The sequence below is a fragment of the Marinobacter pelagius genome, assembly GCF_900114925.1.
GTDB lineage: Bacteria > Pseudomonadota > Gammaproteobacteria > Pseudomonadales > Oleiphilaceae > Marinobacter > Marinobacter pelagius.
In genome coordinates, this window is the sequence record NZ_FOUR01000007.1 from 153,643 (window position 1) to 169,275 (window position 15,633).

Consider the following 15,633-nt stretch of genomic DNA (forward strand, 5'->3'; position numbering starts at 1 on the left):
GGCGGGAAGATCAGCCATGGATACGTTCGAGTTCCGCTACCAGTTTGCCGTGGATCCCGCCAAAACCGCCATTGCTCATGATGACAATGTGGCAGGGGCTCGGCAGGTCGTCCAGTACCCGGCCGATCAGCGTCTCAACCGAGGACTCAACCCGATGCAACTCGTTACCCTCGTTATCAGCCTGCCAGGCACCGACCAGTTCCTGCAGCCAGTCCATGTCATTCAGGTTGGCCCAGAGGACCCGGTCCGCCAGCTCCGCACTGGCCAGCAGGTTGTCCCGGTGCACGCCCTGTTTCATGGTGTTGGAGCGGGGCTCGATCAGGGCCAGGATCGGCTCCTCCCCCACCCGGTTACGCAAACCCTCGAGGGTTGTGGCAATGGCGGTAGGATGATGGGCAAAGTCATCGTAGACCCTCACCCCACCAACATCCGCCAGCAGTTCCATCCGGCGCTTGACCCCCGAGAACCGGCACAATGCGGCAACGGCATGATCCGGGGTGACGCCCACGTGCCGGGCGGCGGCGATGGCGGCCAGGGCATTGCGGACATTGTGCATGCCGGTCTGGTCCCATTTCAGGGTAGCGACCGGCTGCTCGTGGTGAATCACCATGAACCGGCTGCCGTCCTCCGACAGCAGCTCTGCCCGCCAGTCCGCCGTTCGGCTGACCTCACTGCCGATGGCGGTATCCTGAACCGGACTCCAGCAGCCCATGGCCAGGGCGTTGTCCAGGTGCGGATCCACCGCCGGACGAACGATCAGTCCCTTCGAGGGCACGGTGCGCACCAGGTGATGGAACTGACGTTCGATAGCTTCAACGTTGTCGAAGATATCCGCGTGGTCAAATTCCAGGTTATTGAGGATCAGGGTGTGGGGCCGGTAATGAATGAACTTCGAGCGCTTGTCGAAGAAAGCGCTGTCGTATTCGTCGGCCTCGATCACGAAGAAATCACTGTTTCCCAACCGGGCAGAGACCGGGAAATCGAGAGGGACACCGCCCACCAGGTAACCGGGTTCGAAGCCGGCCTGTTCAAGAATCCACAGCAGCATTGAAGTGGTGGTGGTCTTGCCGTGGGTACCGGCGACCGCCATGACCCAGCGGTGACGCAGCACTTCCCGGGCCAGCCACTCGGGACCGGACATGTAATCGATGTTGAGGTTCAGTACCGCCTCGACCTCGGGGTTCCCCCGGGACATGGCATTGCCGATTAGCACCAGGTCCGGCCTCGGGTCCAGATGGTCAGCACTGTAACCCTCCATGAGGCTGATGCCCTGACTTTCCAGCTGGGTACTCATGGGCGGGTAAACACCCTGGTCCGAGCCGGTCACCGTATGGCCAAGCTCGCGCGCGAGCACCGCAAGGCTACCCATGAAGGTGCCACAGATTCCGAGGATATGGATGTGCATTCGGTGTTCGACCTCTCCGTTGAAACCTGCCAAGCCTCCCCTATACTCCGCAAGGCGTCAAGGCCCGCGCTATCCGCAATCCTGCTCATGAAAATCCCGGGCGTTTGGCGTATCATCTGCGCCATTGTCGAACCAGCAGGAGGCTTCAGCCCGAGATGGCTATCAAGAACGCTTTTTACGCCCAATCCGGCGGTGTTACCGCCGTCATTAATGCCAGCGCCTGTGGCGTCATCCAGACCGCCCGCAAGCATCCGGACAAAATCGGCAAGGTGTTTGCCGGCCGCAACGGCATTATCGGGGCGCTCAGGGAAGAACTGATTGATACCAGCCTCGAGAGCGACGAGGCAATCCAGGCCCTGATCCACACCCCGGGCGGCGCCTTCGGCTCCTGTCGCCACAAGCTCAAGAACATTTCCGAAAACCGGGCCGAGTACGAGCGCCTGATCGAGGTATTCCGCGCCCACGACATCGGCTATTTCTTCTATAACGGTGGCGGCGATTCCCAGGATACCGCCTACAAGGTCTCCCAGATTGCCGACAAGATGGGCTACCCCATTACCTGCATCGGTGTGCCCAAGACCGTCGATAACGACCTGCCGTTCACCGACTGCTGCCCCGGCTTTGGCTCGGTTGCCAAATACATCGCCACCTCGACCCTGGAAGCCAGCCTGGACATCAAGTCCATGTGCGAAAGCTCCACCAAGGTGTTCATCTTGGAAGTGATGGGCCGCCACGCCGGCTGGATCGCTGCTTCCGGAGGCCTGGCCGGTCAGGGCGAAGGTGAACCGCCACACATCATCCTGTTCCCGGAGATCCCGTTCGACCGGGAAGCCTTCCTGGCCCGGGTAGACCAGTGCGTGAAGGACTATGGTTATTGCGTGGTGGTCGCCTCAGAGGGTGCCCAGTACGAAGACGGCCGCTTCCTGGCCGACGCCGGCGCCAAGGATGCCTTTGGCCACACCCAGCTTGGCGGTGTGGCCCCGGCCCTAGCCAACATGGTCAAGCAGGCCCTCGGCCACAAGTACCACTGGGCGGTTGCCGATTACCTCCAGCGCAGTGCCCGGCACATTGCCTCGGCCACGGACGTGGAACAGGCCTACGCAGTGGGCAAGGCCGCGGTAGAAATGGCGGTGGCCGGCAAGCAGGCGCTGATGCCCACCATCGTTCGCGAGCAGGCCAAGCCCTATCAATGGAAGATCGGGGAAGCCAACCTCAGCGAGGTGGCAAACCAGGAAAAGAAAATGCCGATCCACTACATCACCGATGACGGCTTCGGCATTACCCAGGATTGCCGTGACTACCTGGAGCCCCTGATTTACGGTGAAAGCTTCCCACCGTTTGAAAATGGCCTGCCGAAAGTGGCGAAGCTGAAGAATCAGCTGGTCGAGAAGAAACTCAAGACCGAGTTCAAGATCTGATCAGCCGTCAGAAACGAAAAAACCGCCCGGTTTCGACCCCGGGCGGTTTTTTTTATGCCTGAGGCACCGACTCAGCGGCTGGCGGCAGCCTCATGCTCGCGCACATAGGCGTAAAAATCATCAAACCCGCCAATATGCTGCTGGCCGACGAAAATCTGTGGCACAGTGTGCACCGGCTTTCCGATCTTGTCGGCGATGTCAGCCTTGGAAATACCTTTTTCCATCATATCGATCCAGGTGTACGGCACCTGCATGGATTCGCACAGGTCCTTTGCCCGAATACAAAACCCACAACTCGAACGGCCATAAATCGTGACCTGCTCCATAGAACCTCCTGCAACGGTGTCAAAAACCGGAATAAGAAAAAACCTGCCGTCAGCATACTGGCAAGGCAACAGAGAGTAAAAATTGATGGTTTGCATGGCAACCATAGTACGTAACCATACCGACAGGACCGGCAACCGGCATTGAATTCGGTCAAGACGGGGAGACGATTTGGTATACCTGACACTTTTTCTGACGGCCTTTGCCGCCGCGACGCTGCTGCCGGCCTACTCCGAGGTACTGCTGGGTACCCTGGTGACCCAGGGTTACTCGCTGTGGTGGCTGTGGTTCTGGGCCACCGCTGGCAACACGCTGGGCTCGGTGGTCAACGGCATCATCGGGCGCCAGGTGGACCGCTTCAAACACAAGCGCTGGTTCCCCGTCAGCGAGATGCAACTGCACAAGGCCCGCAACCGGTTCAACCGTTACGGCCAGTGGTCTCTGCTGCTGGGATGGCTGCCGCTGGGGGGTGATGCACTCACCCTTGTGGGCGGCATCATGCGGGTCCCCTGGCTGAACTTTGTCGTCCTGGTGGCCATCGGCAAGGGCGCGCGCTACGCCTTCGTGCTCTGGCTGGTGGCCGAGGCATCGGGGGCGTCTTCCCCCTCACCGTCTCCATAAAGGTACTTGCGCAACAGGGGTTCGCCATTGAACTCGGAATGCAGCACGGCAATGAACGTATAGACGCCGATCAGCTTCCGGTTCAGGAACACAAATTCCTTGGGAGGTACCCGGAAGTACCGGCTGATGGCGGAACGGGCGGCCTGTCGGGCAACCCGGGACGGCAGGTCGCTCTGTTTCCACCGATACTGGCCGTCACTGTTGACCGCATACTCCGGCCATTCAAACTGGTCTTTCGCCAGGGGCTCGAGTACCGACATACAGACCTTGCCGAATTTCTCCAGCACTTCCCGGGGCCAGTCCAGACTCATGAAACGGAGCTTTATCCCACCGTCGATCACCGCTTCAAGGTCCTGCTCGTAGGATGCCCGGATCATCTGGATGACCGGCGCAAGGAACTCGTCCGAGTAGGACTGCACGGCACCGAAGTCGAGCAGGACGATACGGTCATAGCCCGGATCCTCTCCCTCCTCACCGGCAATGCGGATGCGATAGTTACCGAAGTTGGGATCGGTCTGGATCTCGCCCCAGACGAACAGCTCCCGGAAAAACAGCTCCAGGGCTGCCTCGCCAAGGGCGCTACGCCGCTCCAGCGACAGTTCTCGAACCTCCCGGGATCCCACCGAGTGGCCATGCTCATAGGTCGAGGCGATCACGTGGGCCGTGGAGTATTCCTGCAACACCCTGGGCACGATGAACCGGGGGTCGGACGCCAGCATGGTCCGGAATTTCTCCGTGGTGCGGGCTTCCAGGCGATAATCCACCTCCCGGTGCATCATCTCCCTGACTTCCTCGAGCCAGTCATTGAATTCCGGCCCGAAGCTGACCAGCCGCGCCACTTTCAGCAGCTGTGCCACCGCATTCAGGTCGCTGTCGACGGCATCCGCAACGCCCGGATACTGGACTTTCAGCACCAGCTCCAGACCGTCGCTGCGCCGGACCGCACGGTGTACCTGACCCAGCGAGGCGGCACCGATAGGCTCGGGATCCACGTCCAGTTCCGCCAGTCGGTTGCTGCCCAGTTCTTCCTTGAGCACCCGTTCTATCGCCGGCCACTCCAGGGAGGTGGTCTGGTCCTCGAGTGTGTGCAGGGCCTCAGTGACCTCTTCGGGCAGAAAATGCTCGCCGTACAGCGCCATCACCTGCCCGATCTTCACCACACTGCCTTTCAGGCGCCCCAGTTCATCCACCAGGAATCGGGCCTGGTTGGACAGCATGGCCCGGTGCCGTTCATCGCGCTTGTCCTTGCTGCTGAACCAGTTGGTAGCCATGTGGGAGGCCATGCGGGTACCTGCAGTAAGGCCAGCCCGGGTCAGGCTCAGCCTGCGCTCGAAGCTGCCGGTCTTGATGCGGGAAACTTTTGCTCCTGGACGCTTGGATGACATGGACAACCTGTGGGTGTCGGAGAATTTGCGCTGTCTGCCAGCTGTTCATTCCATTATACGGATACAGTGACAACCTATCCTCACCGATTCGACCCGTTTTCCCTGGCCTGGCGGCCAATGCCGGCCTGCGGATTCCGGTTTAAATGTCACTGTTCTACCTGTTTACGTTTTACTACAGTCCTGATTGCCAATCGGGTCTAGTATGTCAGGCAGTATCAGGCTCGGTAAAACACAAGAACAAGACTGAAAATGAAGCAAACGGCTGCCAAAACTCCGGATACCGAACTGTCCCAGTTTCGCGTGAAAGGCGAAATCCCGGTACCGGTTCTGATCAACTGGCTCACCTCTGCAGCAGTACCAATCCTGCTGTTTTTTGCCGGCCGGGCCGCCAGTACCGCGGATAGTCCGTTCACGGCACCGTTGCTGGTCACCTTTGCAGCTCTGCTGGCGCTGAATTCCCTGGTCTATCTCGGGATCCGGCACCAGACCCTTCACCGCCGCGGATTTATCGGCCTGATCACGGCGCTGTTCACCTTTCTGGTGATCCAGACGGTGGAGGATGGCTCCGCCATTATTTGGCTGTTTGCCTATCCGCCGGTCATTTTCTATATCAGCCAGGCCCGGGTGGGCATCATCGCCTGCGCCGGCGGCCTGGCCGCGCTCGTGTTCCTGTTCAGTCCTGCCGGTGACCTCGTTTTCGAGCCGCCCTACAGCACCAGCTTCCGGATTTCGATGGTTATCGTACTCGGTTTCGAGATGGTCACCTGTTACATCCTTGACCAGAGCCGGCGACGCAGCAAGCTGCGCTTGCTCAGACTGGCCTCGGAGTTTGAATTCGCCGCCAAACACGACGCCCTGACCGGGCTGGCGAACCGTCGGGAGGGCCTGGAGCAACTGGAGACCGAGTACCAGCGCTACCTGCGCACCCAACGGCCGTTTTCGGTCATGCTGATGGACATCGATCTGTTCAAGGGCATCAACGACCATTACGGTCATCACGCCGGAGACGAGCTGATCAGAATGGTCGCCCGCACGCTGCGGGATCAATGCCGGAAAGTCGATACCGTGGCCCGGTGGGGCGGCGAGGAATACCTGGTTCTGTTACCGGAGACGGGGCCGCGCGAGGCCCTGCAGACGGCGCAACGTATCCGTGCTGCTGTCGAGGCGGGCTCGGTCGAGGTGGATGGCCACCCGCTCGGAGCCACCATCAGTATCGGCACGGCCACCATTACCGGGTCGGAGTCCATCGACCGCCTGCTGCAGAGGGCCGATGAAGCACTCTATGGGGCAAAGAGTGCCGGCCGTAATCAGGCCTGTGCCGCTACGACCTGACGCCGGTCACCAGCCCCTGGAGTGCTGTACCTGCTGGTAACCGAGGCCGGTAACCAGATGGTCAACCAGACGCTGTTCTATGTCGGCCACAGTGGCTCCCGGCACAAAATCCCGGACCTGGCACATGGGCATGCCGGCATAACCACAGGGATTGATGCGGCTGAAGGGCTCCATGTCCATATCCACGTTCAGCGCTAGGCCATGGAAGGAGCATCCCCGGCGGACTCTCAGGCCGAGGGATGCGATCTTGGCCTCTCCCACGTAAACGCCGGGGGCGTCGGCGCGCGGGGCCGCTTCAACACCCAGGTCCGCCAGGGTGCGGACGATGCCCTGCTCGATCTGATCCACCAGACCCCGGACTCCGAGCTTCCTGCGCGGCAGGTCAATCATCAGATAGATCACCAGCTGGCCAGGACCGTGATAGGTCACCTGGCCACCCCGATCCACCTTGATGACCGGAATGTCACCGGGCAACAGTACATGCTCGGCCTTGCCCGCCTGTCCCTGGGTAAACACCCGGGGGTGCTCGAGGCACCAGAGCTCGTCCTTGGTGTTGCCATCCCGGTCCGCCGTGAAATTCTTCATGGCTTCCCAGGTTTCCAGGTAAGGCTGCTCCCCGAGGGAACGGACAACGAGTTCTGCCATGGCCGTCAGAGCACCATGTGAACCCGGCCGCTGGCCTTCAGATCTTCAAACAGTGCCTTGAGCTGATCCTCACCCGTGGCGACAATCTTCAGCTGGACCGAGGAAAAGCGGCCCTTGCTGCTGTCGGTCACGGAAATGTCCGCCTCGGTAATCCCGGGCGCGTGACACTCCACCACTTCCACGACAAAATCGGTGAAATCAGGTGCGGCATTACCGATTACCTTGATCACGTAATCGCAGGGGAATTCGATCTTTGGTGCTTTCGGCTCACTCATGCCGCATTACTCCCGGGTACTGACATCACCCTTACTGAAACAACTGAACGAAAAAGAGCTTGATCGCATCCCAGAGACGCTTGAACAGTCCGCCTTCGGGAACCTCGGTCAGGGCGAGTACCGGTTCATCCACCAGCACCGTACCGCTCAGGCTTACCTTGACCCGACCCAGCTCGTCTCCGACATTGATGGGTGCTTTGATCACAGAATCAAGGTCTACGGTGGACTCCAGCTGGTTGCGGGATCCCCGGGGAATGGTCACGAACACATCCTCGGTCAGCCCCACCGACACCTGGTCCGCCTGGCCACCCCAGATCCGGGCTTCCATGAGCTCCTGGCCGGACCGGAACAGGCGTTCGCTCTCGTAGTAACGGAAGCCGTAGTTGAGCATCTTCTGTACTTCCTGGGCCCGGGCCTGGCTACTGCTGGTTCCCATCACCACCGCGATAAAACGGGTGTCTTCACGTTTGGCGGACGCTACCAGGCAGTAGCCGGCCTCTTCGGTATGGCCGGTTTTCAGCCCGTCCACACTGTCATCCCGCCACAGCAGGCTGTTCCGGTTGGGCTGGCGGATGTTGTTGTAGGTGAAGTGCTTCTCGGCGTACAGCGGATAGTTTTCCGGGTAGTCGTTGATGATGGCACGCGCCAGCAACGCCAGATCGTAAGCCGTGGAGTAATGATCCTCCGACGGCAGACCGGTGGCATTGACAAAGCTGGTGTCCTTCATACCCAGCAGCTGGGCCTGCTGGTTCATGATGTCGACGAAGGCACCTTCGCTGCCGGCAACAAACTCCGCCAGAGCCACGGAAGCATCGTTACCGGACTGGATAATGACCCCCTTGAGCAGGTCTTCCACAGAGACCTCGGTGCCTTCCTGCACGAAGGTCCTGGAGCCTTCCGTTTTCCATGCCTTGACACTGATGGGGACCATGTCACTCATGGAAATCCGGCCCTCATCCAGTTCCCGCTCCACGATGTAGGCGGTCATCATTTTGGTCAGACTGGCAGGAGGCAAACGCTCGTTGCTGTTCTCCTCCATGATGATGCGCCCGCTCTTCGGATCCATCAGCACATAGGAACTGCCTGCAATCTGCGGCGGGGAAGGAATAAGTACCGACTGCGCCATCACCTTGCCCGCAAGGGCCAGGGCAAGGACAAGTACAACAGAGAGAGAGCGTAAAACGGTTGTTAAGGCCATTGGTCCATTCATTCGTCAGGTGTGTTTCTGGTTATGGAATTACTCAGTGCGAATCAGTCAGCAAAACAGACTGCGAAAAGCCCCGGGCTTCCAGCAGGCTCTGGGTGCGCCGGGCGGACTCCTCGTCCTCGAACGGTCCGACCTGTACCCGGTGAAAACGGCCCGCCTGGGTATCGATGGCGCGAACCCGCGTCGGATTTTCCAGTACCGAGCGGACCTGTCCCAAAAGGGCCTCTGCAGGGTCCCGGCTGCTGAAGGATCCCAGCTGCACGAACAGGCCGCGGGATCCGGTGTCCACTGTGTTTTCTGCCACTGTAGCGGAGGCTGCCGGTGTGCGCCCGTCGCCGGGTACAAACGGCTCGCCCGCCAGCGTCATGGAGCCATCGGTCCTGACCGTGATGGCCGCCACCTCGACCCGCGCCGTACCCCTGGACTGATAACCAAGTTTCTTGGCCGCGGCGTAGGACAGGTCGATCAGACGATCACCGTGGAACGGCCCCCGGTCATTAACCCGGACAATCACCGACCGGCCGTTGTCCAGGTTGGTGACCCGGGCGTAGCCCGGGATCCGCAGGGATTTGTGGGCCGCGGACATTTCGTACATGTCGAAGGTTTCGCCATTGGAGGTCTTGTGACCGTGAAACTTCTCGCCATACCAGCTGGCGGTACCGGTGGCGACGTAACCCTCATTGCTGTCGAGAACCCGGTAACTCTTGCCCCACACCGTGTAGGGCGACTTGTTGCCGGCGGTCCTCGGTGACTCGTAGCGCGGCTGCGCGTCGGCGAGACCGGAGACATCGAAATTACCCGCCGGAGCCCGATCCTGGCTAAGGGTATAACGCGAGGAATGATCGGTCTCGGGCGATGAGGCGCAACCACCGAGCATCAGCGTGGCAAAGGCAGTCAACCACCATGTAAACGTAAACCTCGGCTTCACGGTCCGGAAATCCTCTTTTCTGTTCCCGCCCTGTTCTGGCCCGGCGGTTCCCAGTCATTGTAGCGGGTTATCCTGCCCATTCACCATTACCCGCTTTCAATGGTTGATCAGGCACTGATCATTCTTCGATGGGTGTGTATCGACATCAGTACGCCGAACGCTGCCATGAGCGTCACCCCCGACGTGCCGCCGTAGCTGATCAGTGGCAGAGGCACCCCCACCACCGGCAACAACCCACTGACCATCCCCACATTCACGAAGATGTAGATAAAGAAGGTCATGGTCAAGGCTCCCGCCAACAATCGGCTGAACGAGTCCTGGGCGGTGGCCGCGATATACAGGCAACGCAGGATGATCAGAAAATAGACCAGTAATAGCACCAGCATACCGACAAAGCCGAATTCCTCGGCGAGCACGGCGACAATAAAGTCGGTGTGACTCTCCGGCAGGAATTCCAGGTGTGATTGGGTCCCCTGCAGCCACCCCTTGCCGTCAATACCGCCCGAACCAATGGCAGTCTTGGACTGGATAATGTTCCAGCCGGCACCCAACGGATCACTCTGCGGATCCAGCAGGGTCAGCACCCGCTGTTTCTGGTATTCCCGCATCACGAAGAACCACATCAGTGGCGCGGATACCGAAACCATGGCCACGAAAGCAGCAATCAGTTTCCAGCTCATGCCGGCAAAGAAGACCACAAACAGACCTGCCATCCCCACCAGCAGCGACGTACCCAGATCCGGCTGCTGAACGATCATCACCATGGGGACCAGCACGATGGCCAGCCCGACAGCAACCTGTGACAGGCGCGGCGGCAAAAAGTGCCGGGACAGGTACCAAGCGGCCATCATCGGAACCACGAGTTTCATGATTTCAGAGGGCTGGAAGCGCGGCAGCCCGGGCAGTGCCAGCCAGCGTTGTGCGCCCTTGGCCCCCACACCGACCACGAGGACCGCTGCCAGGGCTACAAGTCCTGCGGCGTAAAGCCAGGGTGCCCAGCGTCGAAAAACCGCCGGATCGAGCTGCGCAAACACCAGCATCACCACGAAAGCAACCCCCAGACGGATACCCTGGGCCTTGACCACTTCGATGTTACGGTCAGCACCGCTGTAGAGAACAAACAGGCCGCCAGAGACCAGGACCAGCAGAAGGAAAAGCAGGATGGGGTCCAGATGCAAGGCAGACCAGATGCCCCGGGAACGGGCCAGGGGGCCGGAGGCGGCCGGATCAACGAGATCTTTCAATGCCATTATTGTGCGTCCCCTGTGGTTTGGCTTACCAGCCCGCTGCCACTGCCTTCTGAAAACTCCAGCAGCCAGGCATCGAACAGTGCCCGTGCGACCGGAGCCGCCGTGCCACTACCACTGCCACCGTTCTCCACGATGACGGATACCACTATTTGCGGGTCCTCAATCGGAGCGAAACCCACGAACAGGGCATGATCCCTGAGACGTTCACGAATCTCCTCGGCGTCATACTCCTCGTCTTCCGCGAGGCTGAACACCTGGGCGGTCCCGGTCTTGCCCGCCATCCGGTAAGGCGCATCACTGCCAGCCCGACGAGCAGTGCCCTTGGTCCCGTGCATTACCTCGGCCATACTCTCGACCACATACTCCCAATCCTCCGGATTCTTCAGCGTCAGGGGCTTATGGGTCTCTTCGGGCAGGACATCTTCCACCGAATCATCCCCGATCACGTCCCTGAGCAGGCGCGGCTCGACCCAGGTTCCACGGTTGGCGATGAGTGCGGTCGCAGTCGCCATTTGAAGAGGTGTTGCCAGCATGTAGCCCTGACCGATGCCCAGGTTGACCGAATCCCCCGGGTACCAGGGTTCATTGTGTATGGCCCGCTTCCATTCCCTGGAGGGCAGCAGACCACTCAGGGCACCGGACACATCCAGGGTAGCATCCTCCCCGAAACCGAAACTGGAGAGGTAGCCCGACATGGTATCGACACCCATTTCAACAGCCATTTCATAGAAATAAACATCACAGGACTCCGCTATGGAGTCCTTGAGATCCACCCAGCCGTGGCCGCTGCGTTTCCAGTCCCGGTACCGGCGCCCACCCTCCTTGAGCTGGAAATAGCCGGGGTCCCAGATGGTGCGGTCGCGGGTCGTCACGCCGCTGTCGAGGGCGGCAATCGCCAACATGGGTTTCATTACCGAGCCCGGCGGGTACTGGCCACGCAGCGCCCGGTTGAACAGGGGTTTGTCCTTGCTCTGGCTCAGGGCGCGATAGTCATCGACACTGATGCCGGTGACAAACTTGTTGGTGTCGAACCCCGGCACACTGGCCAGCGCCAGGATGCCGCCTGTTTTGGGTTCGATGGCGATGACTGCACCACGGCGGCCGTCCAGCAGCTCGTGTGCCCGCTGCTGCAACCGCAGGTCCAGATGCAGCTTCAGGTCTTCCCCGGGTACCGGATTCTCGCGCTCCAGTACCCGGAGCGTACGGCCACGGGCATTGGTTTCTACGTGCTGATAGCCAACTTTGCCATGCAGGGTTTCTTCGTAGAACCGCTCTATACCGGACTTGCCGATGTAGTTGGTGCCGGCGTAATTGACCGGGTCAATACGCTGCAACTCTTCACGGTTGATGCGGCCAACGTAGCCGAGCACATGGGCGGTGAGCTCACTGTGGGGGTAATACCGTACCAGTTCCGCCTCGACTTCAACGCCCGGCAACTCATGGCGATGGACCGCCAGCCGGGCAATCTCCTGCTCGGTCAGGTCGTATCGGAGGGGGATCTCCTGGAAAGGCCGTCGGGGTTCCTTCAGGCGCCGCTGGAAGCGCTCCAAATCCTGTTCAGAAACATCGAGGATGCGGCCAAGCCGGATAAGGGTCTCATCCATGCCATCCACGCGCTCGGGCACCAGGGTGACGCTGAACACCGGACGGTTCTCGGCCAGCAGCTCCCCGTTGCGGTCATAGACCAGGCCACGGGGTGGGGGTACGGACTGGACCTGCACCCGGTTCTTGTCGGAAATCGTGGTGTAAATCTCGTGCTCGACCACCTGCAGCTGATACATGCGGCCCAGCAGGCCACCCAGCATCAGGATGACAAACACCAGCATGACCAAGGTGCGGCGCTGGAATAACCGGCGTTCGGCGGCGGTATCCTTGAATTCACCCCACGGCATAATTGCCCCCTAGGCCCGGTGATACGGATGATTGCGGGTGATCGACCAGGCCCGGTAAAGCTGTTCGGCCAACAGGATGCGAACCAGTGGGTGGGGAAGGGTCAGGGGCGACAGTGACCACTGCTGGTCTGCCCTCTGCCGACAGGCATCCGCCAGACCGTCGGGGCCACCAACCAGGAAACTGACGTCACGACCGTCCTGCTGCCAGTTTTCAAGCTGACTGGCGAGCTTTTCGGTGGACCAGGGGCGACCGCCGACTTCCAGGGCAACAACCCGGTCCCGCGGTCCGGTTGCCGAGAGAATCGCGTCGCTTTCCTTTTGCATCAGCCTGGGAATATCAGGGTTCTTGCCCCGGTGTGCCATGGGGATTTCGACCAGCTCAAGGGGAAGCTCCGGGGGCATCCGGCGGGCGTAATCGTTGTACCCGGCACTGACCCAGTCGGGCATCTTCTGCCCCACACAGATCAGACGTAACCGCATGGTTATTCGCTGCCCGCGACACCCAGATCCGGTGCGTCGCGCCAGAACCGCTCCAGATCATAGAACTCGCGGGTAGCGGGCATCATGACATGAACCACAACATCGCCGAGGTCTACCAGAATCCAGTCACTGGCAGCGGCGCCCTCGACATTACTGGCGCGCACACCCTGCTCCTTGGCTTCAACAACCACAGAATCGGCAAGGGACTTCACATGACGGTTTGACGTACCGGACGCCAGCACCATGAAATCCGTGACGCTGGTACGGTCACGAACATCAATCACACTGATGTCCTGCGCTTTTACCTCTTCAAGTGCTTTTACAACCAGATCTTTCAGTTCTTCAGCCTGCATAATTACCCTGTTGTACGGGCTTCAGCCGGATTGGCCGCCCGAATAGTCATACTCAGACGCGATTGTAGCACTAAAAGTTCCCCTCGGGGCAGGCACCATACAGTCCCTGGTGACGGATTTCTTCCCAGACCGAATCCGGGATCAGGTAGCGGGGTGAGCGGCCGGCGGCGATCCGTTCCCGGATTCCGGTAGCGGAGATATCCAGAAGCGGCGGATCCAGCTCCAGAACGCATCCGGCGGGCGTAGTCCGGAGGCTCCTGACATCCTCCACTTTCCTCTTCGCCAGCAACGTCGCAGGCGTCCCTTCGGGATCCAATCCGGGGCCAGGGCGGCGCACAACCACGATGTGCGACAGTTCCGGTATGGATTCCCACTCCCGCCAGCGATCGAAGCCGGCGAAGGCATCGGTGCCGACCACCATTACCAGTGGATGATCCGCCCCCAACTCCCGTCGCAACTGGCGCAGGGTATCGGCGGTGTAGGAAGCCCCGCCACGGCGCAATTCCCGGTCGTCAATGTGCAACCGGGGCTCGCCCTGCACCGCCAGCTCCAGGAGTTTCAGCCGCTGGGCAGCGCTGGCTCCGGTATCACCCCGGTGCGGCGGGATGTGACAGGGCACCAGACTGACGCGATCGACCTCGAGGCGATCACAGAGCTCTATCGCCAGCCGCAAGTGACCATGGTGGATCGGGTCAAAGGTGCCACCGTAAATGACGTGCATGGGCATCAGGACCGGATGTGGCCGTCGCCGAACACCACGTATTTCTGGGAGGTTAGACCCTCCAGCCCCACCGGGCCGCGGGCGTGGATCTTGTCGGTGGAAATCCCGATCTCCGCACCGAGGCCATACTCGAAACCGTCGGCAAACCGGGTGGACGCATTGACCATGACGGAACTGGAATCCACTTCGGTGATGAAGCGACGGGCCCGGGTGTAGTTTTCCGTAATGATGCTGTCGGTATGCTGGGAGCTGTAGCGATTGATGTGCTCGATAGCGCCATCGAGGCCATCCACCACACGAACCGCCAGGATCGGCGCCAGGTATTCCTCTTCCCAATCCGCTTCGGTGGCTTCACCCGCCGCCGGGACGATCTCGCGGGTCTCGGGACAGCCCCGCAGCTCCACGCCTTTTTCCTCGAATGCGGAGGCCAGCAGGGGCAGGATGTCCGCCGCTACTTCCCGGTCCACCAGCAGGGTCTCCATGGTGTTGCAGGTGCCGTAGCGCTGGGTCTTGGCGTTCACCGCCACTTTCAGCGCCTTCTCCGGATCGGCATGGCTGTCGATATAGACATGGCACACACCATCGAGGTGCTTGATGACCGGCACCCTGGCATCCCGGCTGATCCGCTCAATCAGCCCCTTGCCGCCACGGGGCACGATCACATCGACGTAGCGGGGCATGGTGATCAGTTCACCGACTGCCGCACGGTCCGTGGTCTTCACCACCTGCACGGCGGTCTCGGGCAACCCCGCCGCGGCCAGGCCCTGCGCCAGGCAGGCGGCAATGGCCTGGTTGGAATGAATAGCCTCGGATCCGCCACGCAGGATCGTGGCATTACCCGATTTCAGGCACAGGCTCGCGGCTTCCACAGTGACGTTGGGACGCGATTCATAGATGATGCCGATTACCCCCAGGGGCACCCGCATCTTGCCGACCTGTATGCCGGACGGGCGATAGGTCATGCCGGTGATCTCACCGATCGGGTCGGACAGCGAGGCAACCTGCCTCAACCCCTCGATCATGGCATCAATGCGCTGCGGGGTCAGTTCCAGCCGGTCCAGCATGGCGGCATCGAGGCCATTCTCGCGCCCCATCTCCAGATCCTTGCTGTTGGCAACCGCCAGTTCGTTGCGAGCGGCATCAAGGGCCTCCGCCGTGGCCAGCAAAGCCTGGTTGCGCGTGGCCGTGGTTGACCGGGCCACCTGTGTGGCAGCCGCTCGCGCCTGCTGGCCGACCTCGGCCATGTATGCTGCTATATCCATCCCGTGTCCTTGTACCTTGTCAGTCAAATTCAGGAATAAGGGCCTAACTTTACCTTTCCCGTTTCAAGTACGCATCCCAAACCATTATTATACCGCTGCGCTATGCTTCATACTCAATGGATGCGCCGGGAGAGG

16 protein-coding genes are annotated in these 15,633 nt (G+C 60.5%); 3 read left to right on the forward strand and 13 right to left on the reverse strand.

Annotated elements, in window-relative coordinates; translation table 11 throughout:
• Positions 1-10 precede the first annotated feature (10 nt).
• On the reverse strand, positions 11-1,405 hold the full coding sequence (gene mpl, locus BM254_RS14305) for a UDP-N-acetylmuramate:L-alanyl-gamma-D-glutamyl-meso-diaminopimelate ligase (protein WP_092005108.1): 1,395 nt from the start codon (positions 1,403-1,405) through the stop codon (positions 11-13).
• Between the two features lie 155 nt (positions 1,406-1,560).
• Between mpl and BM254_RS14310 the strand changes: the two genes are divergently transcribed.
• Positions 1,561-2,823, forward strand: a complete 1,263-nt coding sequence (locus BM254_RS14310) for a 6-phosphofructokinase (RefSeq protein WP_092005111.1) — start codon at positions 1,561-1,563, stop codon at positions 2,821-2,823.
• Positions 2,824-2,894: 71 nt separating this feature from the next.
• On the opposite strand, the gene BM254_RS14315 is transcribed toward BM254_RS14310, so the two are convergent.
• Positions 2,895-3,149 (reverse strand): GrxA family glutaredoxin, encoded by a 255-nt coding sequence (locus BM254_RS14315; RefSeq protein ID WP_092005114.1) that lies wholly within the window; start codon positions 3,147-3,149, stop codon positions 2,895-2,897.
• A 169-nt stretch (positions 3,150-3,318) separates the two neighbouring features.
• Between BM254_RS14315 and BM254_RS14320 the strand changes: the two genes are divergently transcribed.
• Complete coding sequence (locus BM254_RS14320; protein ID WP_092005117.1) at positions 3,319-3,768, forward strand: YqaA family protein; 450 nt, start codon at positions 3,319-3,321, stop codon at positions 3,766-3,768.
• On the opposite strand, the gene BM254_RS14325 is transcribed toward BM254_RS14320, so the two are convergent.
• Positions 3,702-5,153 carry an ABC1 kinase family protein gene (locus BM254_RS14325; RefSeq protein ID WP_092005120.1) on the reverse strand — a complete coding sequence of 484 codons (1,452 nt, stop codon included), beginning with the start codon at positions 5,151-5,153 and terminating at the stop codon, positions 3,702-3,704. The two genes, BM254_RS14320 and BM254_RS14325, sit on opposite strands and share 67 nt — an antisense overlap.
• 249 nt (positions 5,154-5,402) lie before the next feature.
• Between BM254_RS14325 and BM254_RS14330 the strand changes: the two genes are divergently transcribed.
• Positions 5,403-6,485 carry a GGDEF domain-containing protein gene (locus BM254_RS14330; RefSeq protein WP_092005123.1) on the forward strand — a complete coding sequence of 361 codons (1,083 nt, stop codon included), beginning with the start codon at positions 5,403-5,405 and terminating at the stop codon, positions 6,483-6,485.
• Between the two features lie 6 nt (positions 6,486-6,491).
• On the opposite strand, the gene lipB is transcribed toward BM254_RS14330, so the two are convergent.
• The 10 genes from lipB to BM254_RS14380 all read right to left on the reverse strand — a co-directional run bounded on the left by lipB (position 6,492) and on the right by BM254_RS14380 (position 15,498).
• Positions 6,492-7,130, reverse strand: a complete 639-nt coding sequence (lipB, locus tag BM254_RS14335) for a lipoyl(octanoyl) transferase LipB (RefSeq protein WP_092005127.1) — start codon at positions 7,128-7,130, stop codon at positions 6,492-6,494.
• 5 nt (positions 7,131-7,135) lie between these two features.
• Positions 7,136-7,405 (reverse strand): HP0495 family protein, encoded by a 270-nt coding sequence (locus BM254_RS14340; protein ID WP_092005131.1) that lies wholly within the window; start codon positions 7,403-7,405, stop codon positions 7,136-7,138.
• A gap of 31 nt (positions 7,406-7,436) precedes the next feature.
• Positions 7,437-8,603, reverse strand: coding sequence for a D-alanyl-D-alanine carboxypeptidase family protein (locus tag BM254_RS14345; RefSeq protein WP_092005134.1), 1,167 nt, complete (start codon positions 8,601-8,603; stop codon positions 7,437-7,439).
• Between the two features lie 43 nt (positions 8,604-8,646).
• Positions 8,647-9,489 carry a septal ring lytic transglycosylase RlpA family protein gene (locus BM254_RS14350; RefSeq protein WP_092005392.1) on the reverse strand — a complete coding sequence of 281 codons (843 nt, stop codon included), beginning with the start codon at positions 9,487-9,489 and terminating at the stop codon, positions 8,647-8,649.
• Between the two features lie 158 nt (positions 9,490-9,647).
• Positions 9,648-10,790 (reverse strand): rod shape-determining protein RodA, encoded by a 1,143-nt coding sequence (rodA, locus tag BM254_RS14355; protein ID WP_092005137.1) that lies wholly within the window; start codon positions 10,788-10,790, stop codon positions 9,648-9,650.
• Complete coding sequence (gene mrdA / locus BM254_RS14360; protein ID WP_092005140.1) at positions 10,790-12,682, reverse strand: penicillin-binding protein 2; 1,893 nt, start codon at positions 12,680-12,682, stop codon at positions 10,790-10,792. The genes rodA and mrdA overlap by 1 nt, the downstream gene beginning before the upstream one ends.
• A 9-nt stretch (positions 12,683-12,691) precedes the next feature.
• Positions 12,692-13,162, reverse strand: coding sequence for a 23S rRNA (pseudouridine(1915)-N(3))-methyltransferase RlmH (gene rlmH / locus BM254_RS14365; protein WP_092005143.1), 471 nt, complete (start codon positions 13,160-13,162; stop codon positions 12,692-12,694).
• Between the two features lie 2 nt (positions 13,163-13,164).
• Positions 13,165-13,515: a ribosome silencing factor gene (gene rsfS / locus BM254_RS14370; RefSeq protein WP_092005146.1), complete on the reverse strand. Its 351-nt coding sequence runs from the start codon at positions 13,513-13,515 to the stop codon at positions 13,165-13,167.
• A gap of 70 nt (positions 13,516-13,585) precedes the next feature.
• Positions 13,586-14,236: a nicotinate-nucleotide adenylyltransferase gene (nadD, locus tag BM254_RS14375; protein ID WP_092005149.1), complete on the reverse strand. Its 651-nt coding sequence runs from the start codon at positions 14,234-14,236 to the stop codon at positions 13,586-13,588.
• A 5-nt stretch (positions 14,237-14,241) separates the two neighbouring features.
• Entirely contained in the window at positions 14,242-15,498 is a 1,257-nt protein-coding gene (locus tag BM254_RS14380) for a glutamate-5-semialdehyde dehydrogenase (RefSeq protein ID WP_092005152.1), read from the reverse strand.
• Between the last annotated feature and the right edge of the window lie 135 nt (positions 15,499-15,633).